The following is a 23,504-nucleotide window of genomic DNA, read 5'->3' as shown; positions in this document are numbered from 1 at the left end:
CCATGACCGCCATTTCCTTGGGCGTCCCAGAGGTACCGGTCCGGCCGATCGCCGAGCGGCGTGTGTCGCGGCAGATCATGGTCGGACCGGTGGCAGTCGGGGGCGGGGCCCCGGTGTCGGTGCAGTCGATGACGACGACCCGTACGTCCGACATCGGCGCCACCCTCCAGCAGATCGCGGAACTCACCGCGTCCGGCTGCCAGATCGTCCGCGTCGCCTGTCCCACGCAGGACGATGCGGACGCCCTCGCGACCATCGCCCGCAAATCGCAGATCCCGGTGATCGCGGACATCCACTTCCAGCCGAAGTACGTGTTCGCGGCGATCGAGGCCGGCTGTGCGGCCGTACGCGTCAATCCCGGGAACATCAAGCAGTTCGACGACAAGGTGAAGGAGATCGCGCGGGCCGCGAAGGACCATGGCACGCCGATCCGGATCGGGGTCAACGCGGGTTCCCTGGACCGGCGGTTGCTCCAGAAGTACGGGAAGGCGACCCCGGAGGCGCTCGTCGAATCGGCGCTGTGGGAGGCGTCGTTGTTCGAGGAGCACGGCTTCCGGGACATCAAGATCTCGGTGAAGCACAACGACCCCGTGGTGATGGTGGGCGCCTACGCACTGCTCGCCGAGCAGTGCGACTACCCGCTGCACCTGGGGGTCACGGAGGCCGGGCCCGCCTTCCAGGGGACGATCAAGTCGGCGGTGGCCTTCGGGGCGCTGCTGTCGAGGGGGATCGGCGACACCATCCGGGTGTCCCTGTCCGCCCCGCCCTCCGAGGAGGTCAAGGTCGGCATCCAGATCCTGGAGTCGCTCAATCTGCGGCAACGGCGACTGGAGATCGTGTCGTGTCCCTCCTGCGGGCGCGCGCAGGTCGACGTCTACAAGCTGGCCGACGAGGTCACGGCGGGTCTTGAGGGCATGGAAGTGCCCCTGCGGGTCGCGGTGATGGGGTGTGTGGTCAACGGTCCCGGCGAGGCCCGGGAGGCGGACCTGGGGGTCGCCTCCGGCAACGGCAAGGGGCAGATCTTCGTGAAGGGCGAGGTCATCAAGACCGTACCGGAGTCGAAGATCGTGGAGACCCTCATCGAGGAGGCGATGAAGATCGCCGAACAGATGGAACAGGACGGCGTCACGGCGGGGGAGCCGGCCGTCACCGTGAGTTGATCAGCACGGACCGAAGGGGGCCCGAGCGTGACCATTCTGGAGAACATCCGGGGACCACGCGACCTGAAGGCGCTGTCCGAGTCGAATCTCGGTGAACTGTCCGAGGAAATCAGGGAGTTCCTGGTGCACGCGGTGGCCAGGACCGGTGGACACCTCGGGCCCAACCTGGGGGTGGTGGAACTCTCCATCGCGCTCCACCGGGTCTTCGAGTCGCCGGTCGACCGCATCGTGTGGGACACCGGCCATCAGAGTTATGTGCACAAGATCCTGACAGGGCGTCAGGACTTCTCCAAGCTGCGTGGCAAGGGCGGTCTGTCCGGCTACCCCTCTCGCGAGGAGTCCGAGCACGACATCGTCGAGAACAGCCACGCGTCCACCGCGCTCGGCTGGGCCGACGGGCTCGCCAAGGCCCGCCAGGTACAGGGGGACAAGGGGCATGTCGTCGCGGTCATCGGTGACGGCGCGCTCACCGGAGGCATGGCCTGGGAGGCGCTGAACAACATCGCGGCCGCCAAGGACCGGCCGCTGATCATCGTCGTCAACGACAACGAGCGCTCGTACTCGCCGACCATCGGCGGCCTCGCCAACCACCTGGCCACCCTGCGCACGACCGACGGCTACGAGAAGATGCTGGCCTGGGGGAAGGACGTACTCCTGAAGACCCCGATCGTCGGCAACACCCTCTACGAGTCCCTGCACGGCGCGAAGAAGGGCTTCAAGGACGCCTTCGCACCCCAGGGCATGTTCGAGGACCTGGGGCTGAAGTACGTCGGCCCGATCGACGGACACGACATCGGGGCCGTCGAGTCCGCTCTGCGGCGCGCGAAACGCTTCCACGGGCCGGTGCTCATCCACTGCCTCACCGAGAAGGGGCGTGGTTACGAGCCCGCCCTCGCGCACGAGGAGGACCACTTCCACACCGTCGGTGTGATGGACCCCCTCACCTGCGAGCCGCTGGCGCCCTCCAACGGGCCGTCCTGGACCTCGGTGTTCGGTGACGAGATCGTCGCGATCGGGGAGGAGCGCGAGGACGTCGTGGCGATCACGGCGGCCATGCTGCATCCGGTGGGGCTCGGGAAGTTCGCTCAGCGGTTCCCGGACCGGGTGTGGGACGTCGGGATCGCCGAGCAGCACGCGGCGGTCTCCGCGGCCGGTCTGGCGACGGGCGGGCTGCACCCCGTCGTCGCCGTCTACGCCACCTTCCTGAACCGTGCCTTCGACCAGCTGCTGATGGATGTCGCTCTGCACCGCTGCGGGGTGACGTTCGTGCTGGACCGGGCCGGCGTCACAGGCGTGGACGGGGCCTCCCACAACGGCATGTGGGACATGTCGATCCTGCAGGTCGTGCCCGGGTTGAGGATCGCCGCGCCTCGGGACGCCGACCAGCTCCGGGCGCAGTTGCGGGAGGCGGTCGCCGTGGACGACGCGCCGACGCTGGTGCGGTTCCCGAAGGAGTCGGTGGGACCCGTGATCGCGGCCGTGGACCACGTCGGTGGCATGGACGTGCTCCACCGTGGGGAGCGGCCCGAGGTGCTTCTCGTCGCCGTCGGTGTGATGGCGCCCGTCTGCCTCCAGGCCGCCGACCTGTTGGCGGCCCGTGGCATCAACTGCACGGTCCTGGACCCCCGTTGGGTCAAGCCTGTCGACCCCGCGCTGCCGGGTCTGGCCGCGGAACACCGGTTGGTGGCCGTCGTCGAGGACAACAGCCGGGCAGGCGGGGTCGGGGCCGCGGTGGCGCTGGCTCTCGGGGACGCCGAAGTCGACGTGCCCGTACGGCGGTTCGGGATTCCGGAGCAGTTCCTCGCGCACGCCAAGCGGGGCGAGGTGCTCGCCGACATCGGTCTGACGCCGATCGAGGTGGCGGGGCGGATCAGCGCGAGCCTGGCCGTCAAGGACCAGGTCGAAGTCAAGGAGAAGGCTGAATGACCACGGAGTTCGACCTCGGCAGACTCCTGGCCGAGCGCGGAGCCGAACGCTACGAGCTGCACGGGAAGTACCTGAACCACCAGCTCCCGCGCATGCTGCACACCATCGGCTTCGACAAGGTCTACGAGCGTGGCGAGGGCGCCTACTTCTGGGACGCGGACGGCAACGACTACCTGGACATGCTCGCCGGGTTCGGGGTGATGGGCCTGGGGCGCCACCATCCCGTCGTCCGCAAGGCGCTGCACGACGTGCTCGACGCCCAGCTCGCCGACCTCACCCGCTTCGACTGCCAGCCGCTGCCCGGGCTGCTGGCCGAGAAGCTCCTCGCGTACAGCCCGCACCTGGACCGGGTGTTCTTCGGCAACAGCGGCACGGAGGCGGTGGAGACCGCGCTGAAGTTCGCCCGGTACGCCACCGGGAAGCCCCGTGTTCTGTACTGCGACCACGCCTTCCACGGACTGACCACCGGGTCGCTGTCGGTCAACGGTGAGTCCGGTTTCCGGGACGGGTTCGCGCCCCTGCTGCCCGACACCGCCGTACCCCTGGGCGATCTGGACGCCCTGGCAAGGGAGTTGAAGAAGGGCGACGTCGCCGCGCTCGTGGTCGAGCCGATCCAGGGCAAGGGCGTGCACGAGGCCCCGCCCGGCTATCTGCGGGCCGCACAGGAGCTGCTGCGCAGGCACAAGGCGCTGCTCATCGCCGACGAGGTGCAGACCGGGCTCGGCCGTACCGGGGACTTCTACGCCTACCAGCACGAGGACGGGGTCGAGCCGGACCTGGTGTGCGTGGCCAAGGCGCTCTCCGGCGGCTATGTCCCGGTCGGCGCCACGCTCGGAAAGGACTGGATCTTCAAGAAGGTCTACTCGTCGATGGACCGGGTGCTGGTGCACTCGGCGAGCTTCGGCTCCAACGCCCAGGCCATGGCGGCCGGGCTCGCCGTCCTGTCGGTCATGGAGAACGAGCAGATCGTCGCGAACGCCCGCGCCACCGGTGACCTGCTGAGGTCCCGGCTCGCGGCGCTGACCGACAAGTACGAACTGCTCGCCGACGTACGCGGCCGGGGCCTGATGATCGGCATCGAGTTCGGGAAGCCCAAGTCGCTGAAGCTGCGCGGCCGCTGGACCATGCTGCAGGCCGCGCGCAAGGGACTGTTCGCACAGATGGTGGTCGTCCCGCTGCTGCAGCGGCACCGGATCCTCACCCAGGTCTCCGGCGACCACCTGGAGGTGATCAAGCTGATCCCGCCGCTGGTCGTCGGGGAGAAGGAGGTGGACCGGTTCGTGGACGCCTTCACCGCCGTCATGGACGACGCGCACAGCGGCAGCGGGCTGATGTGGGACTTCAGCAAGACGCTGGTGAAGCAGGCGGTGGCCAACCGGTAGCCGTTCACACCGGGCCGACCGAAGGCGTCCGGTACCGAGGGATTTGCCTCTGAGGCAAGAAAATTGCCGCGGAGGCAAGTCTCCGGCTCAATGGAGGCATGAGCTCCCCGGAAACCTTCACGGAGCTGCCCTCGGTGGCTCCCCAGCTGCGCGCACTGCGCCGCCGCGCCTCCCTCACCCTGGAGGCCGCGGCCGGTGCCGCGGGGCTTTCACCGGCCCACCTCTCCCGGCTGGAGACGGGGCAGCGCCAGCCCTCACTGCCGATGCTGCTCGCGCTGGCCCGTGTCTACGGTACGACGGTCTCCGAACTCCTCGGTGAGACGGTCGCCGAGCGCGCCGCCGTGCTGCGTGCCGCGGAGACGGAACCGACCGCGGCAGGTGGTTGGACGTACTACCAGGCGGGTGCGCCCGGCCGCGGCATGCAGGCCCTGCGCGTGCACGTGCCGCACGGCTCCCAGGGCGACATCGTGCGGGTGCATCCCGGCGAGGAATGGCTCTACGTCCTCAAGGGGCGGCTCAGACTGCGCCTCGGTGACACCGCGCACCGGCTCGGTCCGGGCGACAGTGCGCACTTCGACTCGCTGACCCCGCACCGCATCGCCGCCCAGGACCCCGACGGCGTCGAGCTCCTGTTCGTCCACACCCTGCTGCAGAGTCCCACGGCCACGCTGTGCCTGGGCCCCACCCCTGGAGAGACGCCATGAGCGACATGGAGGAGAAGTTCCCCCGCGCCCTGTGGGTGCGCCTCGTCATCTATTTGGCGATCGGCCACGTCTTCGCGGCCTTCATCTACCTGCTCTTCGAGGTGGGGGCCGGGCAGTGACGGCCGTACTGCTCAGTCGAGCAGCCGCGTCCGCAGCCCTTCGCGGATCTCCGGTGTGATGCCGAGGCCCCGCTCCAGGTACGGGTCGACGCCGCCCCAGGTCTCCTCGATGGTCTCGAAGGCCGCCGTCAGGTACTCGACGCGCGCGTCGAAGAGCGGACTGAGCAGCTCCATGACCTCGGGGGAGTAGGCCGTGGCGGCGTCGTCGCCGCTGCGGCGCACCTTGTAGCGCCGGTGCTTGGCGTTCGACTCCAGATAGTCGGCGACGATGGCCTCGCGCTCGACGCCCACGGCGAGCAGGGTCACTGCTATCGACAGGCCCGCGCGGTCCTTGCCGGCCGCGCAGTGCATCAGGGCGGGCACGCTGTCCTCGGAGAGGGAGCGCAGCACCTGGGAGTGCTCCGCGGTGCGTTCCTTGATGATCTTGCGGTAGGCGGTGATCATCCGGTTCGAGCCCTTGCCGTCGCTGAGGATCTCGCGCAGCTCGTCGAGTTCGCCGTCGCGGACCATCTTCCAGAACTCGACGCCGTCGGCCGGGTCGCTCAGCGGGAGGTTCACATTGCGCACTCCCGGCAGCTCTACGTCCAGACCCTCCAGCTTCTGGTCCGCGGCGTTGCGGAAGTCGAAGATCGTGTGCAGACCCAGGGAGGACAGGAAAGCGGCGTCGTCCTCCGTCGCGTGCGCGAGGTGGCCGCTGCGGAACAGCACTCCGTGCCGCACCCGCCGTCCGTCCACCGTCGGCAGTCCGCCTACGTCACGGAAGTTGCGGACACCGGCCAGTTCGGGTTCGGTCGACGGGATCTGCTGCGTCACGGGGGCTCCTCCCAGCCGAGCTCCGTCGGCGCTGCTCGTCGACGGGCACGCTCTCGACGATACGACATGGATTCCTGGGGCAATGAGTTGTCCACAGGGCTTGCCATGACTTGTCCACAGGCGTTGCAGACGGGGCTCACGTCCGTTGATGATGTTGGTGCCTGAGCGCACCTGCGCGCACCTGTTGGCACCTGTTCGAATCTGTGAGGGGCATGATGCTGGAGATCGCCGAGAACGGCCGTACGTGGATTCTGTCCGGGCCGGCCAGCAGTTACGCCCTGCACCTCACCGCCGAGGATGAGCTGCTGCACCTGCACTGGGGGGCGCGGATCGCCCTCGCCGACGCCGAGGCCCTCGCCGTACGTCCGCTGCCGGACTACCACGCCTTCGAGTCCCCCCTCGACGGCCGCGAGGAGTACCCGGTCGAAGGCGGCCCCCGCTTCACGCGTCCCGCTCTGTCCGTGCGGACCGACGAGCGGCGTGGCACCGAGTGGAGCTTCGACGCGTACGACACCGAGGGTGACGAACTGCGGCTGCGGTTCCGTGACGCAGGGCTGGTGGTCACGCTGCACTACCGGATGCGCCACGACGTCCTGGAGCGCTGGGTGACCCTGGACAACCACGGCCCGGCGCCCGTCGAGCTGCTGCGCGCCGACTCCGCCACCTGGACGCTGCCCGACCGCGAGGACGGCTGGCGGCTCTCCCAGCTGCACGGCCGCTGGGCCGCCGAGTCCCGGCTCACGCAGGCCCCCCTCACCTACGGCGAGAAGGTCATCGGCAGCCGCCGAGGCCACACCGGGCACCAGCACCTGCCCTGGGTCGCGCTGGACACCGACGCGACCGAGGAGCGCGGCGAGGTCTACGGCTGCGCCCTCGGCTGGTCGGGGTCCTGGCGGATCTGTGTGGCCCAACTCCCCGACGCGCGCGTGCAGATCACCGGCGGCGCCGGCTACGACGACTCGGGTCTGCTCCGGCTGGAGGCGGCGGAGACCTTCACCACGCCCGTCTTCGCCGGGCTGTGGAGCGACGGCGGCTTCGGCGGGGCGAGCCGGGCCTGGCACGCCTACCAGCGGGCGTACGTGATCCCGGACGCGGACCGGGACCGGCCCGTGCTGTTCAACTCATGGGAAGCCACCTACTTCGACATCTCCGAGGAGCAGCAGGGCACCCTCGCCAGCCGGGCCGCGGCGGCCGGTGTCGAGCTGTTCGTGGTCGACGACGGCTGGTTCGGCACCCGGACCAGCGACCGGGCCGGGCTCGGCGACTGGGCCCCCAACCCCGACCGCTTCCCCGCCGGGCTCAAGCCGCTCGGCGACCGCGTGCACGCGCTCGGCATGCAGTTCGGTATCTGGGTCGAGCCGGAGATGGTCAATCCGGACAGCGAGCTGTACCGCGCCCACCCGGACTGGGTGCAGTACCAAGCGGGACGAAAGCGGACGGAGTTCCGCAATCAGCTCGTACTGAACCTCGCGCGCGAGGATGTCCAGGAGTATCTGTGGGAGCAGCTCGACGTACTGCTCTCCTCGGCCCCGATCGACTATGTGAAGTGGGACTTCAACCGCTGCTTCACGGACGCGGGCTGGCCCGGCGACGCCTATCCGCAGCGCCTGTGGGTTGACCATGTACGCGGCTTTTATGCACTGTTGGACCGTTTGCGGGCGGCTCACCCGGGCGTCGCCTTCGAGTCCTGCTCGGGTGGCGGCGGCCGGATCGACCTCGGGGTGCTCAGTCGCACCGACCAGGTGTGGACCTCCGACAACACCGATCCGCTCGACCGCCTCGCCATCCAGCACGGCTTCAGCCAGATCCACCCCGCGCGCGTGATGGCCGCCTGGGTCACCGACAGTCCCAACACCCAGCTCAACGACCGGGTGAGCTCCTTGCGGTTCCGCTTCGTGAGCGCGATGGCCGGGGTGCTCGGGGTCGGCGGGGACCTCGCTGAGTGGACCGAGGAGGAGCTCGCCGAAGCCCGCGAGTGGGTGGACCTCTACAAGGAGATCCGTCCGCTGGTGCAGCGTGGCGACCTCTACCGGCTGCGGCCTCCGCGGGGCGGACTCAGTGCGGTGCAGTACGTCCTGGGGGAGGAGGCCGTCGTTCTCGCCTGGCTCCAGGCGCAGCACTACGGCGAGCCCGTGCCGGCGGTGCGGCTGCGCGGACTCGACCCGACGGCGTCGTACGAATGCCTCGAAACGGGAGAAGTTCACCGAGGGGCCGTATTGCTGCATCACGGACTTCGCACCGGTTTGCGCGGCGACTTGGATGCGACGGTTCTCCGGCTGCGTCGCATCTAGGGCTTCTGTCCGAATTGTTGGCTTCTTTCCAACTCCTGCCGGGATAGGGGTTCCTGTGAATTCATGACGTGAGGAGCGTCATATCCGTAACGGTGTGTCGCCCGTCATGTTCACGTAATTCGCGGGGTTTTCAAGGGGATTTGGGTTCGGTGGCGGGCGTCCGATTCACGCAGGGTGACCGTTAATTCTCATAAGGGATCAACAGGAACGCATTCACAGGGAACCTCTCACTTGTCCCTTTGTGTCTTGCTCGTTTACGTTCGCCACCGATCCGGACGGACGCCCAATCCTGCCGCCGCCCGGATTCCGCACACACTCACCCGTGCACGGCAGGAGCGGGGGACCCACAGGTAGTAACGCCTGTTCCGGTCTCCGGAACGGCTTGGGGTAAAGCCGCGTTTCGGCGCGGCCGGGCATCTCCAGCCCGCACCCGACAGCTCACCTCGCAGGCGCCGGAGAGGAATTCGCCATGCCCGCCAAGGGTAAGCACCGCCGCCCGAAGCCCAAGCGCTTCACCCGCTCGATCGCCATCGCCGGTACCGGGGGTGCCGCGCTCGCCCTTCCGCTCATGGGGGCAACCGGCGCTCACGCGGCGACCTCGCAGTCCGTGTCGGAAAAGGCCGTTCAGGCGCTTCCGGTCACGCAGAAAGTCGCCGAGAAGTCGACTGCGAAGAAGGACGCCAAGAAGACCTCGGCCGTGCGCACCTATTCGGTGCGGGCCGGTGACTATCTCTCGAAGATCGCCGATGAGCAGAACGTCAGCGGTGGCTGGAAAAAGCTCTACGCCGACAACCGCGAGGCCATTGGTGACGACCCGTCGCTGATACATCCCGGCCTGAAGCTCTCGATCGGCAAGAAGGCCACCACGAGCACGGCGAAGACCAAGTCCTCCTCCTCGTCGTCCTCGTCGAAGGCCGAGAAGGCAAAGTCGAAGTCCTCCTCCAACTCGACGGCCGCCACGCAGAGCTCCAGCAGCTCCAGTGGCTACACGCTCCCGGTCAGCGGTGCCACCATCGGCACCGGCTACCGCGTCGCGGGCAGCATGTGGTCCAGCGGCTACCACACGGGCGTCGACTTCGTCGTTCCGACGGGGACCTCGCTCAAGGCCGTGGCCGCGGGCACGGTCGTCTCCGCGGGCTGGGGCGGCGCCTACGGCAACCAGGTCGTCATCAAGCTCAACGACGGCTACTACGCGCAGTACGCCCACCTCTCCCAGCTCTCCGTCTCGGCCGGCCAGACCGTGACCGAGGGCCAGCAGATCGGGCTCTCCGGCGCGACCGGCAATGTGACCGGTCCGCACCTGCACTTCGAGATCCGCACCACGCCGGACTACGGCTCGGACGTGGACCCGGTCTCCTACCTCCGCTCGAAGGGCGTCGCCGTCGGCTGACGACACCCCCTGCGCCACCGAAGGCCGGACCCCGATCCCCGGGTCCGGCCTTCGGTGTGTCCGCGCGACTTCCGGGTGTGGCTGTCGCAGCGTCAACAGTCCTGGTGAGAAAGCTATTCCTGGTTTGGTGAACACTTTAGGAGTGGCTTATCTCACCGCCCGTCAAGTCTTTCCTACGGTCGCGTAGGTCACATTCGAAGGTGAATCATGAACTGCTGTGGCAGACGATTCGAAGAATGACAGCAGATCAGTGATCGGGTCGTACGTGGCGGTGGGGGACAGCTTCACCGAGGGCGTCGGCGACCCCGGCCCCGACGGGGCGTTCGTCGGATGGGCCGACCGGTTCGCGGTACTTCTCGCGGACCGGCGGCCCGAGGGCGACTTCAGGTACAGCAATCTCGCCGTGCGCGGGAAGCTGCTCGACCAGATCGTCGAGGACCAGCTTCCGCAGGCCGTCGAACTGGCACCGGACCTGGTGTCGTTCTGCGCCGGCGGCAACGACATCATCCGGCCCGGCACCGACCCCGACGAGGTCGCCGAGCGCTTCGAGCGGGCGATCGCCAGGCTCACCGAGGCGTGCGGCACCGTCATGGTGACGACCGGCTGCGACACCCGCGGGGTGCCCGTGCTCAAGCACCTGCGCGGCAAGATCGCCACCTACAACGGGCATGTGAGGGCCGTCGCCGACCGGTACGGGTGCCCGGTGCTCGACCTGTGGTCCCTGAAGACCGTCCAGGACCGGCGGGCCTGGGACGGCGACCGGCTGCATCTGTCTCCGGAGGGCCACACGCGTGTGGCGCTTCGAGCGGGGCAGGTACTGGGCCTTGAGGTACCCGCGGATCCGGATCAGCCGTGGCCGCCGTTGCCGCCGCGCGGGCCGCTGGATGTGCGGCGTGACGACGTGCACTGGGCACGCGAGTACCTGGTGCCGTGGATCGGGCGTCGGTTGCGCGGAGAGTCCTCCGGGGACCATGTGACGGCCAAGGGTGTGCTGTCGCCGGACGACATCAAGACGCGGATCGCTTCGGTGGCCTGAGAGGGCACCCGGGGACCGCGGTCGGACCGGCCTGAGTGGTCAGCGCATCAGCGCTGTCCGTTCCAGGCCCAGTTCCCGGGCCAGCGCCTCGTCCACCCACGCCTGAGCGCGGGATCTGGGCACCGCGCCCGCATAGGACGTCAGTTGGACTGCCAGGCCGTCCAGGAGGGCGGTGAGGCGAAGGGCTGTCGCTTCCGGGTCCGGGCAGTGGAACTCGCCCGCCGTGACGCCCTCGACGATGACCTCCGCCAGCGCCGCCTTCCAGCGCTTGTCGAGGTTGCGTGCGACCTCCTGGAGCGTGGGCTCGCGCAGGGCCACCGCCCAGCCCTCGATCCACAGGCGCCAGCCCTTGGCCTGGCCCGTCGGGGCGTACCAGCGCACGGCCGCCCGCAGCCGGCGCAGTGCGCTGGTCCGGCGCCCCAGCAGCTTGCGCAGATGGGCCAGGTCCTCCTCGGCGGCGTGGGTGAACGCGGCCGCGACCAGCTTCTCCTTCGTCGAGAAGTGATAGAGCACCAGGGCGTTGCTCACCCCGAGCGTCGAGGCCACGTCGGCGATCCTGACGGCCGCCACGCCCCGCGCCTCGATCTGCTCTATAGCGGCCCGCAGCAGCTCCTCGCGCCGCTCGGCCACCGTCAACCGCACTCTCGCCACGGGATCACCCTAATCCGTCACGCTGTGCGGCACCGCCCGCCCGGGTCCGCGCTGGTCAGCGGTACCAGCCGAATCGATCGGCGATCAACGGCAGCCGGTCCGCGACCAGCGCGTGGGCGGCGGCGCGCGGCGAGGTGCCGTCCGCCTCCGCGCGGGTCAGCAACTGTTCGACGAGGGCGCGCATGGAATGCCGTAGGTGGGTGAAGGCCTCGTCCGCGTCCGCGCCGATGTCGCCGAACAAGGTCCACCACCACCAGGCGTTCGTCCCGGAGTTGACCACCACGTCGGGCAGTACGGTGATCCCGCGCGCGGCCAGCAGGGTCTCCGCGGCCGGCAGGACGGGCATGTTGGCCGCCTCGACGATCCAACGGGCCCGGATCCGCCTTTGGTTGCCGGTGTCGATCGTGTGCGAGACCGCCGCGGGGACGAGGATCTCCGCGTCGAGCGACAGCCAGGCGTCACCGGGCAGTTCGCGGTCGGCGGGGCGAAGAGCGGCGCGGTCCACGGTGCCGTAGGTGTCCCGGGCGGCCAGGAGCGCCTCGATGTCGAGTCCGGCGGGGTTGAAGATCGTGCCCTTGATGTCGGCGGCGGCCACCACGGTCAGCCCCGCGCGGGTGAGGAAGCGCGCCGTCGCCCCTCCCATGGTGCCAAGACCCTGTACGGCCACGTGCGTGCCCGCGTACGGCACCGAGGCCCGGTCCAGGGCCACGAGCACCGCCTCGGCCACCCCGCAGCCGCCCGCCAGCTCGTCCAGCCCGGTGCCGTCCACCTCGACGGCGAACGCGTCCGCGAGCCGCCGCCGGGCTGCGCTCTCGTCGTCGAGGAGCGGATAGACCGCCTGGATCGAGGAGACGAGACCGGCCTCAGCGGCCGCGCGGTCCAGCAGGTCCCGGCTGAGGCCGAGGTCCTCGCCGGTCGTCCAGAAACTCTCGATGTACGGCCGCATGGCGCGCAGGTAGCGGACGAGGAGCCCGTACGCCTCCGGATCCCGGGGGTCGCAGTCGATGCCGCCCTTCGCGCCGCCCAGCGGGACGTACCGCGCGGCGGGGTCGTAGTGCAGGACCTCCTTCATGGTCATGCCGCGGGCGAGCCCGGCGACCTCGTCCAGCGTGCACCCCGGGCGCATCCGCAGCCCGCCGCTGGCAACGCCCCGTACCAGCCGGTCGACGACCAGGAAGCCGTGGCGGCCGGTGACGTGGTCGGTCCAGGTGAGCGACAGCAAGGGGGTGGTCACGCGGACTCCGGGGTGGCTGGACGGCTACTGAACGGGGAGTCAGTATTGGCAGCGGGGTGCGCGCTGTCAACGTGATCGGCCCGGGCTGCGTCCTTCCCCGTGTGACCGGGCGGACCCCGGCACTGTCAGAGGGGCGGACCATAATGGATGCCTCAGCGACTCCACCTGGAGGTACCGTGATCGGCTTCCGTTCCCTGAGTTCCGGGCTCCGCGCGCTGCAGCCCGCGGCCTTCGGTGCGGACCCGAGCGGTGAGCGCATGGCGCGTATCCGCAGATCCCCCCACTTCAAGGACGGCGTCTTCCAGAACCCCGGCGGAAACCCCGCGCGAACCCGGCCCGACGGGTCGGCGCTGGACTTCGCCAAGGTCTTCTTCGACAGCGACACCCGGCCCCAGCGGGCTCCCGAGGGTCGCATCCCGGTGCACCCCACGACCCTCGCCGACCTCTCCAAGCCGCCCGCCACCGGGCTCCGGCTGACCTGGATGGGGCACTCCAGCGTGCTCGCCGAGATCGACGGGCGGCGAGTGCTGTTCGATCCCGTATGGGGGGAGCGGTGTTCTCCGTTCCCCTTCGCCGGACCGAAGCGGCTGCACCCCGTGCCGTTGCCCCTCGCCGCGCTCGGACCGGTCGACGTGGTCGTCATCTCGCACGATCACTACGACCACCTGGACATGCCCACGATCAAGGAACTGGCCGGGACGGACACCGTCTTCGCCGTGCCGCTCGGGGTGGGCGCCCATCTTGAGCACTGGGGCGTGTCCGCGGACCGGCTGCGCGAGCTGGACTGGCACGAGTCGACCCAGGTCGCGGGCCTCACCCTGACGGCCACGCCGGCCCGGCACTTCTGCGGGCGGGGGCTGCGGAACACCCAGCACACACTCTGGGCGTCCTGGGTGGTCTCCGGCGGGGAACACCGGGTGTACCACAGTGGTGACACCGGGTACTTCGACGGGTTCAAGGACATCGGTGCGTCCTTCGGGCCCTTCGACGCCACGATGATCCAGCTCGGGGCCTACTCCGACTTCTGGCCGGACATCCACATGACGCCGGAGGAGGCTCTGCAGTCGCACCTGGATCTGCAGGGCGGGGACGCCACGGAGGGGGTGCTGTTGCCGATTCACTGGGGGACGTTCAATCTCGCGACGCACCCTTGGGTGGAGCCTGCCGAGCGGACGATGTTGCTCGCCCACAAGGCGGGGGTCGCGATGGCTTCGCCTCGGCCGGGGGAGCCGTTCGAGCCGGGGGCGGTGCCGGTGGTCGATCCTTGGTGGCGGGGGGTGGCGAGGGCACCGGTCGGGGGGTGGGCTGCGCTGCCGACGGCTGCGGTCGAGCGGGAGCCCGTGGCCGAGCGCTGAGTGGTGGTGCCGTATATCGACCTGGCCCCGCGCCCCTGAGTGGTTGCAGTCCCGCGCGCTCAACTGAACCAACCTGGGGGCGCGGGGAACTGCGCGACCAGCCACGACGAACGCGCGGCCGCAGATGGACCCAGGGGTGCGGGCGGGGTCGGTCAGGGGGACGTGAACTCCTTCGTCACATGCGAACGGCAGTAGCTGGTCCTGATCGCGTTTCCGGACAAGGCCGCCCTGCACGACTTCGTCACGCGCTCCTCCTGGCTGCGCGATGTGACGTCGGTGGACGTGTCGATGATCCTCGGTCCTCTCAGGCGCGGCGAGGTGCCCGCGCCGTGGCCCGGTGAACGAGGCGGGCCGATACGCTCAGTTACGTTCAGGCAGGTTCGGGCCAACGCTCCGAGGGGCCGTCGGTGGGGCTGCCGCACCCGACGAACCGCCCGCCGGGCGACCAGTGTGTGCGTACCACCCTGTACTCGCGCCGACCGTTCGGGATCGCTCCTGACCTGGCCTGATCGGTATTCACTCGTTCGGGGGAGCCTGCTCGGTGGGCTTGTCGGTCTGCCGTGCAAGGCCTCATACCAGAGTGGGACGCTGCGCGGGGGACTTTGTCAACTGCCGCTCGCACATGATGCGTTGGCGACTACTGTGAGTGTCCGCCGGGCGACGAGGGGGTTGAACTCTGCGGTTCTCTCGACCGGTACGCCATGACGCATGCCCACGGCGGACAGCCGCGGGGCGGGGAGGAGGGAGGCGCCGCGCCGGTGACCGACGACCACGCCGCCGCGCAACCCGCCCGGCAACCCACCCGACAGCCCGCCGGGGCACACGCCGGAGCCCGCCCACCCGGACGGCTCGGCCCGGGACCCTCCGGCCATCAGGACCGACGGACCACTACAAGGACACCGATGTCTCACCTCCGTGCACCGGCCACACGCGCAGACCGCCGTGAGGGCGGGCGGCACGGGCGGCCGGTCGCCCGCCCCGCCCCCGCGCTGCCGGAGACACACATACGGCCCCAGTTGCTGCGGCTGGCCGTGCTCCCGCCGATCGCGGTCGCCCTCAGCGGCTGCGCGGCCGTCCTGTTCACCGTCCGATCCACCGACGCACAGCCCGGCCTCGTCCTGTGGGGCGTCCTGGCCGGCGCGGTCTCGGTGGCCCTCGCGGGCATCCTGATCGCCGCGGTGGCCGCCGACCGCGCCGCCAAGTCGGTGAGCGACCGGGTCGGCGCACTGCGCCGCAGCAGCGCGCGGCGCGAGGCCGATCTGCGGGCCCTCGTCGAGGGGTTGCGGCGCGGGGAGGTCCCGCCCGGACGCGGCCCCCGCAGCGGTCCGGCCGACGACGCCGACGACTTCGAACTGCTCGCCGCCGATCTGGCCCGCGCCCACGACGGGGCCGTGACCGCCGTCGTCCAGGCCGCCCAGCTCTCCAGCCAGGCGGGCAGCGAACAGAAGCTGGAGGTCTTCGTCAACCTCGCGCGGCGGCTTCAATCCCTGGTGCACCGGGAGATCTCCATCCTCGACGAGCTGGAGAACGAGATCGAGGACCCCGACCTGTTGAAGGGGCTCTTCCACGTCGACCACCTCGCGACCAGGATTCGTCGGCACGCCGAGAACCTCGCCGTGCTGGGCGGGGCCGTCTCGCGCCGGCAGTGGAGCAACCCCGTCTCCATGACCGAGGTGCTGCGCTCCGCCATCGCCGAGGTCGAGCAGTACTCCCGGGTCAAACTCGTGCCGCCGATCGACGGCACCCTGCGCGGACACGCCGTCGCCGACGTGATCCATCTGCTGGCCGAACTCGTCGAGAACGCCACGGTGTTCTCGGCGCCGCACACCCAGGTCCTGCTCCGCGCCAACCTCGTCACCTCGGGCCTCGCCGTCGAGGTCGAGGACCGCGGACTCGGCATGCCGGTCGCCGAACAGCACCGGATGAACGCCCTGTTGGCGGACCCGGATCAGGTCAATGTCGCCAGCCTGCTGGCAGACGGCCGCATCGGACTGTTCGTGGTCTCACAGCTGGCCAAGCGGCACGGGATCCATGTCCGGCTCCAGACCAATATCTACGGCGGCGTCCAGGCCGTTCTCGTCGTGCCGCAGGCGCTGCTGGGATCGGCTCCGGGAGCGGTCGGCGCGCAGCAGCCGGAGGCCACGGGGGCCGTCGGGGCGCTGGGGGCGGGCGTGCCCCCGCAGGGCCCGGAGCAACCGCGAAGCGGTCACGAGGCCCGGCACCGGGGGGCACCGGCGGAAGCGCGTCCCGAGGCGGACCCGCGCCGACGGGAGTCGTCGAGCCGTGAGCCTTCGAGCCGTGAGCCTTCCAGCCGTGAGTCCGCGCGGCTGACGGACTCGGGGCGCGACGGCGGACGGACGCCGGGGGCGAACGGGGGCGCAGCGGTGCCGCGCGGCGGTGGGCAGGGGACGAACGGGCGGGGGGTGGTGTCGGCCGGCAGTGGTTCCCTCCCGGGCGGAACGGCCGTACGAGGCGATGGGGGGCGTGGGCACGGCGGCACCGACTCCCTGCCGGGGGGCGGTAGGGGCGCGTCCGGTGGCGGTGGGTCTCTGCCGGGCGGTGGGCGTGCGCACGGCGAGTCCCTGCCGGGCGGCGATTCCTTGCCGAACGACGGTTCGGGAGTGCCGGGTGGGAGCGTGTCGAACGGGAGGGGGCATCTGCCGGGTGGCGGGGCTGTCGCACCGGACGGCGGCGGGCGTCTGTCCGGCGGTGCTGGTGGGGCCGTACCGCAGGGGAGTGGGGTGTCGAGAGGTGGTGCGCTGTCCTATGGCAGGGGGGCGGCTTCCGACGGTGCGCGGCCCACACCGCTGCCGGTGCGCGGAGCCCGGGCGGGGCGGTCCAATCCCGCCGATGCCGTGCCCGGCATCAGGGCCGATGACCGGCGGCTGGTCGCGGAGCACGTCGCGGTGCCGCCCACCCCGCGCACCGGGACCGTGCGCGGCACCATGGGCAAGCCCCAACTGCCCCGACGCCGCGCCCAGGAGCACATCGCACCCCAACTGCGCGGGGGGCCCGCGCCACGGCAGGACGCCGAGTACCTGGCCGGCCACGACCCGGGACTGATGGCCGCCTTCCAGCGCGGGATCAGCCTCGCGGAGGCTCAGCAGCACCTGGAACCCACCCATGGAGAAGCGGACGCGCCGATGGTGACTGCCCGCCTGGGGGCCGACCCCACGGACTCCACACACATGGCGTCGCCCCACGGGGACTTGGCCCATATGGAGCCCGGACATGTGAGCTCAGAACCTGTGGAGTCCGAGCGCATGGCCTCCGAGCGCATGGGATCAGAACACATCGACTCCCTGCATATGGGGTCCTCCCACGCCGACCCCGTGACCATGGAGCCGGCCCACACGGACTCCGCTCATATCCCTACTGCCCGCGCACACACCACCCCGCTCCAGTCCCGCCCGGCCCCGTCCCCCGAACCGTCCGCCTCCTTCGACTTCGGCGCGAGCCACACGGACGCCGCATCCACGATCGAGTCGGCCGCCCTGGACGTAACCCCCATGGAGCGGCCGCACATATCCGAGGTGCACGGCGGACGGGACGGAGTCCCCGCGCCCGGCCTCGACCTCGATCTCGACCGCAACACCCACCGGCACGACGGGAGCGCACCCGCCGGATGACCACCCCCGCGTTCACCCCACCCCCCAGCGCTCCCGCAGACCTTCGTACCTCAAGGAGTCGATCCACCATGGCGAGCGAAGCGCCGACCGGCCATGCATCCGATCTCGACTGGCTGATGAGCGGCCTCGTGCAGCGCGTACCGCACACCACCAGCGCGGTCCTCCTGTCCTGCGACGGGCTCGTGAAGTCGGTCCACGGTCTCGACGGGGACAGCGCCGACCACATGGCCGCCCTGGCCTCCGGCCTGTACTCCCTGGGCCGCAGCGCGGGCGTCCGCTTCGGCGACGGCGGAGAGGTCCGCCAGGTCGTCGTCGAACTCGACTCGACGCTGCTGTTCGTGACCACCGCGGGCTCCGGCACCTGTCTCGCCGTCCTGGCGGGGCGGGAGGCCGATGCCGCCGTGCTCGGCTACGAGATGGCGATGCTGGTCAAGAGCGTCCGCCCCTACCTGGTGACCGCGCCCCGTCAGCACGCCGTCGAACCCTCGGCGATGAGGCCTTGAGCGTGGCGGCGGCCGGCGACGGGCCCTGGCTCGACGACGCGGCCGGACGGCTGGTGCGGCCCTTCACGGTCAGCAACGGCCGCACCCGGCCGACCATCGCGCTCGACCTCCTGTCGCACGTGATGGCCACCGGTGCCACCCCCCTCGGCTACCTCGGCCCCGAACACGCGCAGGCCCTCGACCTGTGCCGCGCGCCCGTCTCGGTCGCCGAGGTCGCCGCGCATCTGAAGCTGCCGGCGGTGGTCACCAAGGTGCTGCTGTCCGACCTCGTGGACTGCGGGGCGCTGACCACCAAGCCCCCCGAGTTCACCCACAACCCGACTGACCGGGCTCTTCTGGAGGCAGTGCTCGATGGACTACGACGACAACTCTGACCCGTTCCCCACCGCACTCAAGATCCTTGTGGCGGGCGGGTTCGGAGTCGGCAAGACGACCCTCGTGGGCGCGGTCAGCGAGATCGCCCCCCTCAGCACGGAGGAGCTGCTCACCACGGTCAGCGCGGCGACCGACAGTCTCGACGGTATCGAGAACAAGGTCGAGACGACGGTGGCCATGGACTTCGGCCGTATCACCCTCGATCCGGAACACGTTCTGTACCTGTTCGGCACGCCCGGTCAGGAGCGGTTCTGGTTCATGTGGGACGAGCTCTCCGAGGGCGCGCTCGGGGCGGTGATCCTCGCCGACACCCGCCGCTTGGAGGACTGCTTCGCGGCCGTGGACTTCTTCGAGCAGCGCGGCCTCGGATTCATCGTCGCGATCAACGAGTTCGACGGAGGGTACCGCTACGACCCCGAGGAGGTCCGCGCCGCCATCGACCTCCCGCCGGAGATCCCCATCGTGCGCTGCGACGCCCGGATCTCCAGTTCCGGCGTACAGACCCTGCTCACCCTCGTACGGCATCTCATCGCCCACAGCCCGGCGCCCGCGCCGAGCCACGGCGCCCACATGTGACCCCCGCACACCGCCACGGAGCCCGTATATGACCCGCGTCCACAGTGACGGAGCCCGCCCATGAGGTATGACCCGTCGCGGCCGACCGGTCGTCTGCTGCTCACCCCCGAGGACAAGGAGGCCCCCGCCCGGGCCAGACGTCTGGGTCAACTCGGTCTGGGAGCACTGGTGGACCCCGCCCTCGACGCCTACGCAGACCACCTCGCGGAGCTCACCGGGACGCCGTACGCGATGGTCAACTTCGTGGACGAGCAACGGCAGTTCTTCGCGGGCCTGCACCTGCCGGAGGTGGCGCCGGCCGTCGTGGTCAAGGCTGACGGCAGTACGCCGGTGCTGGGTCGTGAGCTGGCCCGTGACCATGGCTTCTGCCCCCATGTGGTGGTCCGGCGCAAGGCGCTGGTCCTGGAGGACGTGTGCGACTACCCGCGGTTCGCGGGCAATCCGGTCGTCGACGCGTTCGGCATCCGCAGCTATCTGGGCGCACCGCTCATCGACAGCACCGGCATGGTGCTCGGCACCGTGTGCGTCGTCGACGTGGAACCGCGCCCCTGGGGCAGGCCCGGCCTGGAGACGATCAAGGCATCGGCGGCGGAACTGGTCACGCGCCTGGAGCGACGGGAGACCGACGGGCTCCCGGTGCTGTGACGAGCGAGACGGCCACTTCGCCGGCCGACCCGTCCAGTACTCACGTCCACCCGCTGTGTGGGACGCACCCGTGATGTCAGGGAGAGGATTCCCGGTGCCGCACGCTCGCTCATCGAGGGGCGCGGCCACTCGACGCCGGGCGTGGGTGGCCGAGATCTGCAAGGGGGCTCTTCGAGCAGACCGGCGCCGGTCAGCGCAGCCGGCCATGCCGAGCCCGTGCGGTCGCAGCAGATCTTCGACGCGCAGGTCGACATGGCCGAGGCGGGCGTCGCCGAGGCGCGCGACCGCGGCGACGCCACCGTGTCCGACGCCCGGGAGGCGGCGCGGGCGGTGATGGCCAGCCGGAGGGCCAGGTGATGTTCGCCAGGCGCTACAACAGTCCCCGGCGACTGAGTCCTCCGCGGGGCAACTGCCGGGCCTGGCCCGGTGTCGCAGCCTCCTAGTAACCACGCCAGACATTGTCGAACGCGGCGTCCTCGATGACCTTCCGCTGACGTACGGCCTCCAGCTCCATCACCGCGTCCCCGACGGCGGCCAGCACGGTGACCGCCTCGTCGGTGAGCTCCTCGGCCGGTTCGTCACCGATCCCGGCGGCGGCCGCCAGAGCGGTGAGGACGGGTTCGCCCGCAGCCCGGCGCTCCTCGGCCCGCTGCCTGGCCGCCGAGTCCACCAGCTCCGTCCGCCCGGTCCGCAGCGGGATCCGGCGGCCCCGCGAGCGGGTCGTCAGCCCGATCCGCTCCAGGTCGTCGACGTAGGCCGCGGACAGCCCGCGACCCCGGCGCCACAGCCAGTCCTCGACCGACTCGTACGGCTCCTGCCGTACGAGTGACGCGGCGGCCTCGTCCAACAGGCGGTCGCCCGTGGGGGATGGGGCGTTGGGCAGGATGCGGTCGCCGTCCAGTACGAGGGCGTGGGCGTCGAGGAGGTCGAGCACCTCGGCTCCCGCGAGCGTGAGCGACAGATCGCCCTGCTCCACCGGCTTGTCGGTCGCCTCGTCGAGGGCGACGATCGCGAGGTCCCGTGCGGTGGTCATCAGCGGCTCCACGTCAGTTGGGCGAATGCGTCGGGTCCGCCGCGGCGGGCCGGGCGTCCTCGGTCGATTCTCGCTGCTGCTCGGGGACCGTGTGTCCTGGTACGACCATCTGGTGCGGGAAGCCGACCCGCCGGACGGCCGCGGCCGCCGCAAGGGCTCCCTGATGCGCGACATCGGCACGGTCAAGTCGGTCCGGGTCCGCCACCGGCCTGTTGCTACAGATGAGCGCCCGCGCCGTCGACGGCGGGGCCGTACCTGAAGTCCCGGCACCGGCCGCCGAGTTGATCGGGTACTTCGAGCGCCGGCAACGGGCGTGAAGCCCAGCTGTGGCACCGCTTAAGAAATCCTCGATGGACCGGGACGGTGCCGTACGGCAGATTGCAGGGCGTTTCCACCCCTCGCACCCACAGGAGCCGTAGCGTGAAGGCGCTGGTCAAGGAGAAGGCGGAGCCCGGGCTGTGGCTCGTGGACGTCCCGGAGCCCGCCGTCGGGCCCGGCGACGTACTGATCAAGGTGCTGCGCACCGGCATCTGCGGCACCGATCTGCACATCCGGTCCTGGGACGGGTGGGCGCGGCGGGCGATCCACACGCCCCTCGTCCTGGGGCACGAGTTCGTCGGCGTGGTCGTGGAGACCGGGCGCGATGTCACCGAGATCAAGCTCGGCGACCGGGTGAGCGGCGAGGGACACCTCGTGTGCGGCAAGTGCCGTAACTGCCTCGCCGGGCGGCGGCACCTGTGCCGGGCCACGGTCGGGCTGGGCGTCGGAAGGGACGGGGCCTTCGCGGAGTACGTCGCCCTGCCCGCAGCCAACGTGTGGGTGCACCGCGTTCCCGTGGAGCTCGACGTGGCCGCGATCTTCGACCCGTTCGGCAACGCGGTGCACACCGCGCTGTCCTTCCCGCTGGTCGGCGAGGACGTGCTGATCACCGGCGCCGGACCGATCGGTCTGATGGCGGCGGCGGTCGCACGGCACGCGGGAGCCCGCAACGTCGTGATCACCGATGTCAGCGAGGAGCGCCTGGAGCTGGCCCGCAAGATCGGCGTGAGTCTCGCACTCAATGTGTCGGGGGCTCAGATCGTCGAGGGACAGAGGGAGTTGGGGCTGCGCGAGGGCTTCGACATCGGTCTGGAGATGTCCGGGCGGCCCGAGGCCCTGCGCGACATGATCGCCAACATGACGCACGGCGGCCGGATCGCGATGCTGGGGCTGCCGACCGCGGAGTTCCCGGTCGACTGGGCGCGGATCGTCACCTCGATGATCACCATCAAGGGCATCTACGGCCGTGAGATGTTCGAGACCTGGTACGCGATGTCGGTCCTCCTGGAGGGCGGCCTCGACCTCGCCCCCGTGATCACCGGCCGCTACGGCCACCGCGACTTCGAGGCGGCGTTCGCCGACGCGGCGAGCGGCCGCGGCGGCAAGGTCATTCTCGACTGGACCAACTGACCAAGGGACTTGACGATGTTCGACTCCGTGCGCGACGACCTGCGCGCCACCCTCGACGAGATCCGCGCCGCCGGTCTGCACAAGCCCGAGCGGGTGATCGACACCCCGCAGTCCGCGACCGTGAACGTCTCCGCGGGCGGCCGTCCCGGTGAGGTCCTCAACTTCTGCGCCAACAACTACCTCGGCCTCGCCGACCACCCCGAGGTGATCGCCGCCGCGCACGAGGCCCTGGACCGCTGGGGCTACGGCATGGCCTCGGTGCGCTTCATCTGCGGCACGCAGGAGGTGCACAAGCAGCTGGAGGCACGCCTTTCCGCCTTCCTCGGCCAGGAGGACACGATCCTGTACTCCTCCTGCTTCGACGCCAACGGCGGAGTCTTCGAGACTCTGCTGGGACCCGAGGACGCCGTCATCTCCGACGCGCTCAACCACGCGTCGATCATCGACGGCATCCGGCTGTCGAAGGCCCGTCGCTTCCGGTACGCCAACCGTGATCTGGCCGACCTGGAACGGCAGTTGAAGGAGGCCGCGGGCGCCCGCCGCAAGCTGATCGTCACCGACGGAGTGTTCTCCATGGACGGTTACGTCGCGCCGCTGAAGGACATCTGCGACCTCGCCGACCGCCACGACGCCATGGTCATGGTCGACGACTCCCATGCGGTCGGCTTCGTCGGCCCCGGCGGCCGCGGCACCCCCGAACTGCACGGCGTCATGGACCGCGTCGACATCGTCACCGGCACCCTCGGCAAGGCACTCGGCGGTGCCTCCGGCGGCTACGTCGCCGCCCGCGCCGAGATCGTCGCCCTGCTGCGCCAGCGCTCACGGCCGTACCTCTTCTCGAACACGCTCGCCCCGGTGATCGCCGCGGCCTCCCTCAAGGTCCTCGACCTGCTGGAGTCGGCGGACGACCTGAGGGTGCGGCTGCGCGAGAACACCGCCCTGTTCCGCCGCCGGATGACCGAGGAGGGCTTCGACGTCCTGCCCGGCGATCACGCCATCGCCCCGGTGATGATCGGGGACGCCTCGAAGGCGGGCCGGCTGGCGGAGCTGCTTCTGGAGCGGGGCGTGTACGTGATCGGCTTCTCGTACCCGGTGGTTCCACAGGGGCAGGCGCGCATCAGGGTGCAGCTCTCGGCGGCCCACTCCACCGAGGACGTGAACCGCGCGGTCGACGCCTTCGTCGCGGCCCGTGCCGAGCTGGCGGGCTAGTCCGGACGTATTGCGATAATCGAT

At 70.3% G+C, this 23,504-nt stretch carries 22 protein-coding genes and 1 riboswitch; of the genes, 18 read left to right on the top strand and 4 right to left on the bottom strand.

The annotated features are described in order from the left end of the window. Positions 1 to 2 precede the first annotated feature (2 nt). The 5 genes from ispG (at position 3) to ACI2L1_RS16180 (ending at position 5,291) form a co-directional block, all read left to right on the top strand. Positions 3 to 1,160, top strand: a complete 1,158-nt coding sequence (gene ispG, locus ACI2L1_RS16200; protein WP_404739960.1) for a flavodoxin-dependent (E)-4-hydroxy-3-methylbut-2-enyl-diphosphate synthase — start codon at positions 3 to 5, stop codon at positions 1,158 to 1,160. Between the two features lie 27 nt (positions 1,161 to 1,187). Next, positions 1,188 to 3,086, top strand: coding sequence for a 1-deoxy-D-xylulose-5-phosphate synthase (gene dxs / locus ACI2L1_RS16195; RefSeq protein WP_404739959.1), 1,899 nt, complete (start codon positions 1,188 to 1,190; stop codon positions 3,084 to 3,086). Beyond that, positions 3,083 to 4,468, top strand: a complete 1,386-nt coding sequence (locus tag ACI2L1_RS16190; protein ID WP_404739958.1) for an aspartate aminotransferase family protein — start codon at positions 3,083 to 3,085, stop codon at positions 4,466 to 4,468. The genes dxs and ACI2L1_RS16190 overlap by 4 nt, the downstream gene beginning before the upstream one ends. Before the next feature lie 98 nt (positions 4,469 to 4,566). Further along, on the top strand, positions 4,567 to 5,172 hold the full coding sequence (locus ACI2L1_RS16185; protein WP_404739957.1) for a helix-turn-helix domain-containing protein: 606 nt from the start codon (positions 4,567 to 4,569) through the stop codon (positions 5,170 to 5,172). After that, positions 5,169 to 5,291, top strand: a complete 123-nt coding sequence (locus tag ACI2L1_RS16180) for a DUF6126 family protein (protein ID WP_404739956.1) — start codon at positions 5,169 to 5,171, stop codon at positions 5,289 to 5,291. The genes ACI2L1_RS16185 and ACI2L1_RS16180 overlap by 4 nt, the downstream gene beginning before the upstream one ends. Before the next feature lie 12 nt (positions 5,292 to 5,303). On the opposite strand, the gene ACI2L1_RS16175 is transcribed toward ACI2L1_RS16180, so the two are convergent. Beyond that, the gene (locus ACI2L1_RS16175) at positions 5,304 to 6,104 is read right to left on the bottom strand and encodes a tyrosine-protein phosphatase (RefSeq protein WP_404739955.1); all 801 of its coding nucleotides are present in this window, start codon (positions 6,102 to 6,104) and stop codon (positions 5,304 to 5,306) included. A 215-nt stretch (positions 6,105 to 6,319) separates the two neighbouring features. Between ACI2L1_RS16175 and ACI2L1_RS16170 the strand changes: the two genes are divergently transcribed. From ACI2L1_RS16170 to ACI2L1_RS16160, 3 genes are all read left to right on the top strand, one after another. Then, a complete protein-coding gene (locus ACI2L1_RS16170) occupies positions 6,320 to 8,395 on the top strand; it encodes an alpha-galactosidase (RefSeq protein WP_404740062.1) in 2,076 nt (691 codons plus the stop codon). Between the two features lie 303 nt (positions 8,396 to 8,698). Then, positions 8,699 to 8,860, top strand: a riboswitch (cyclic di-AMP (ydaO/yuaA leader). A 4-nt stretch (positions 8,861 to 8,864) separates the two neighbouring features. Next, the gene (locus ACI2L1_RS16165; RefSeq protein WP_404739954.1) at positions 8,865 to 9,785 is read left to right on the top strand and encodes a peptidoglycan DD-metalloendopeptidase family protein; all 921 of its coding nucleotides are present in this window, start codon (positions 8,865 to 8,867) and stop codon (positions 9,783 to 9,785) included. 250 nt (positions 9,786 to 10,035) lie between these two features. Then, entirely contained in the window at positions 10,036 to 10,821 is a 786-nt protein-coding gene (locus tag ACI2L1_RS16160; RefSeq protein ID WP_404739953.1) for an SGNH/GDSL hydrolase family protein, read from the top strand. 39 nt (positions 10,822 to 10,860) lie between these two features. On the opposite strand, the gene ACI2L1_RS16155 is transcribed toward ACI2L1_RS16160, so the two are convergent. Together ACI2L1_RS16155 and ACI2L1_RS16150 are read right to left on the bottom strand one after the other, a co-directional pair. After that, complete coding sequence (locus ACI2L1_RS16155; protein ID WP_404739952.1) at positions 10,861 to 11,472, bottom strand: TetR/AcrR family transcriptional regulator; 612 nt, start codon at positions 11,470 to 11,472, stop codon at positions 10,861 to 10,863. Between the two features lie 55 nt (positions 11,473 to 11,527). Next, positions 11,528 to 12,706: a Glu/Leu/Phe/Val dehydrogenase dimerization domain-containing protein gene (locus ACI2L1_RS16150; protein WP_404739951.1), complete on the bottom strand. Its 1,179-nt coding sequence runs from the start codon at positions 12,704 to 12,706 to the stop codon at positions 11,528 to 11,530. 176 nt (positions 12,707 to 12,882) lie between these two features. On the opposite strand from ACI2L1_RS16150, the gene ACI2L1_RS16145 reads away from it, so the two are divergent. The 7 genes from ACI2L1_RS16145 (at position 12,883) to ACI2L1_RS16115 (ending at position 20,146) form a co-directional block, all read left to right on the top strand. Beyond that, positions 12,883 to 14,061 carry an MBL fold metallo-hydrolase gene (locus tag ACI2L1_RS16145; protein ID WP_404739950.1) on the top strand — a complete coding sequence of 393 codons (1,179 nt, stop codon included), beginning with the start codon at positions 12,883 to 12,885 and terminating at the stop codon, positions 14,059 to 14,061. A 902-nt stretch (positions 14,062 to 14,963) separates the two neighbouring features. Further along, a complete protein-coding gene (locus tag ACI2L1_RS16140; protein WP_404739949.1) occupies positions 14,964 to 17,690 on the top strand; it encodes a sensor histidine kinase in 2,727 nt (908 codons plus the stop codon). 68 nt (positions 17,691 to 17,758) lie between these two features. Then, a complete protein-coding gene (locus ACI2L1_RS16135) occupies positions 17,759 to 18,193 on the top strand; it encodes a roadblock/LC7 domain-containing protein (protein ID WP_404739948.1) in 435 nt (144 codons plus the stop codon). A 2-nt stretch (positions 18,194 to 18,195) separates the two neighbouring features. Next, positions 18,196 to 18,567 (top strand): DUF742 domain-containing protein, encoded by a 372-nt coding sequence (locus tag ACI2L1_RS16130; RefSeq protein WP_404739947.1) that lies wholly within the window; start codon positions 18,196 to 18,198, stop codon positions 18,565 to 18,567. Beyond that, on the top strand, positions 18,545 to 19,144 hold the full coding sequence (locus tag ACI2L1_RS16125) for a GTP-binding protein (RefSeq protein ID WP_404739946.1): 600 nt from the start codon (positions 18,545 to 18,547) through the stop codon (positions 19,142 to 19,144). The genes ACI2L1_RS16130 and ACI2L1_RS16125 overlap by 23 nt, the downstream gene beginning before the upstream one ends. Before the next feature lie 60 nt (positions 19,145 to 19,204). Further along, positions 19,205 to 19,789 carry a GAF domain-containing protein gene (locus tag ACI2L1_RS16120; protein WP_404739945.1) on the top strand — a complete coding sequence of 195 codons (585 nt, stop codon included), beginning with the start codon at positions 19,205 to 19,207 and terminating at the stop codon, positions 19,787 to 19,789. Between the two features lie 216 nt (positions 19,790 to 20,005). After that, positions 20,006 to 20,146 (top strand): hypothetical protein, encoded by a 141-nt coding sequence (locus ACI2L1_RS16115; RefSeq protein WP_404739944.1) that lies wholly within the window; start codon positions 20,006 to 20,008, stop codon positions 20,144 to 20,146. Between the two features lie 82 nt (positions 20,147 to 20,228). Here the strand turns inward: ACI2L1_RS16115 and ACI2L1_RS16110 are convergent, their stop codons facing one another. Continuing rightward, positions 20,229 to 20,822: a GPP34 family phosphoprotein gene (locus ACI2L1_RS16110; RefSeq protein ID WP_404739943.1), complete on the bottom strand. Its 594-nt coding sequence runs from the start codon at positions 20,820 to 20,822 to the stop codon at positions 20,229 to 20,231. Positions 20,823 to 20,847: 25 nt separating this feature from the next. Here ACI2L1_RS16110 and ACI2L1_RS16105 point away from each other — a divergent pair, with 25 nt between their 5' ends. The 3 genes from ACI2L1_RS16105 to ACI2L1_RS16095 all read left to right on the top strand — a co-directional run bounded on the left by ACI2L1_RS16105 (position 20,848) and on the right by ACI2L1_RS16095 (position 23,480). Next, a complete protein-coding gene (locus ACI2L1_RS16105; protein WP_404739942.1) occupies positions 20,848 to 21,081 on the top strand; it encodes a hypothetical protein in 234 nt (77 codons plus the stop codon). A 161-nt stretch (positions 21,082 to 21,242) separates the two neighbouring features. Beyond that, a complete protein-coding gene (gene tdh, locus ACI2L1_RS16100; protein WP_404739941.1) occupies positions 21,243 to 22,271 on the top strand; it encodes an L-threonine 3-dehydrogenase in 1,029 nt (342 codons plus the stop codon). A 15-nt stretch (positions 22,272 to 22,286) separates the two neighbouring features. Beyond that, a complete protein-coding gene (locus tag ACI2L1_RS16095; RefSeq protein ID WP_404739940.1) occupies positions 22,287 to 23,480 on the top strand; it encodes a glycine C-acetyltransferase in 1,194 nt (397 codons plus the stop codon). Positions 23,481 to 23,504: the final 24 nt, after the last annotated feature.

The sequence above is a fragment of the Streptomyces sp. NPDC019531 genome (assembly GCF_044903305.1).
Lineage (GTDB): Bacteria > Actinomycetota > Actinomycetes > Streptomycetales > Streptomycetaceae > Streptomyces.
This window is presented reverse-complemented; position numbering and strand designations above follow the sequence as displayed.

What these genes read in the sequence shown, in the direction of transcription:
- ACI2L1_RS16165 (WP_404739954.1), top strand. Translation starts at nt 8,865, where the DNA reads ATGCCCGCCAAGGGTAAGCACCGCCGCCCGAAGCCCAAGCGCTTCACC.
- ispG (WP_404739960.1), top strand. Translation starts at nt 3, where the DNA reads ATGACCGCCATTTCCTTGGGCGTCCCAGAGGTACCGGTCCGGCCGATC.
- ACI2L1_RS16140 (WP_404739949.1), top strand. Translation starts at nt 14,964, where the DNA reads ATGTCTCACCTCCGTGCACCGGCCACACGCGCAGACCGCCGTGAGGGC.
- ACI2L1_RS16135 (WP_404739948.1), top strand. Translation starts at nt 17,759, where the DNA reads ATGGCGAGCGAAGCGCCGACCGGCCATGCATCCGATCTCGACTGGCTG.
- ACI2L1_RS16170 (WP_404740062.1), top strand. Translation starts at nt 6,320, where the DNA reads ATGCTGGAGATCGCCGAGAACGGCCGTACGTGGATTCTGTCCGGGCCG.
- ACI2L1_RS16095 (WP_404739940.1), top strand. Translation starts at nt 22,287, where the DNA reads ATGTTCGACTCCGTGCGCGACGACCTGCGCGCCACCCTCGACGAGATC.
- ACI2L1_RS16190 (WP_404739958.1), top strand. Translation starts at nt 3,083, where the DNA reads ATGACCACGGAGTTCGACCTCGGCAGACTCCTGGCCGAGCGCGGAGCC.
- ACI2L1_RS16110 (WP_404739943.1), bottom strand. Translation starts at nt 20,822, where the DNA reads ATGACCACCGCACGGGACCTCGCGATCGTCGCCCTCGACGAGGCGACC.
- ACI2L1_RS16125 (WP_404739946.1), top strand. Translation starts at nt 18,545, where the DNA reads ATGGACTACGACGACAACTCTGACCCGTTCCCCACCGCACTCAAGATC.
- ACI2L1_RS16185 (WP_404739957.1), top strand. Translation starts at nt 4,567, where the DNA reads ATGAGCTCCCCGGAAACCTTCACGGAGCTGCCCTCGGTGGCTCCCCAG.
- ACI2L1_RS16180 (WP_404739956.1), top strand. Translation starts at nt 5,169, where the DNA reads ATGAGCGACATGGAGGAGAAGTTCCCCCGCGCCCTGTGGGTGCGCCTC.
- ACI2L1_RS16120 (WP_404739945.1), top strand. Translation starts at nt 19,205, where the DNA reads ATGAGGTATGACCCGTCGCGGCCGACCGGTCGTCTGCTGCTCACCCCC.
- ACI2L1_RS16105 (WP_404739942.1), top strand. Translation starts at nt 20,848, where the DNA reads ATGCGTCGGGTCCGCCGCGGCGGGCCGGGCGTCCTCGGTCGATTCTCG.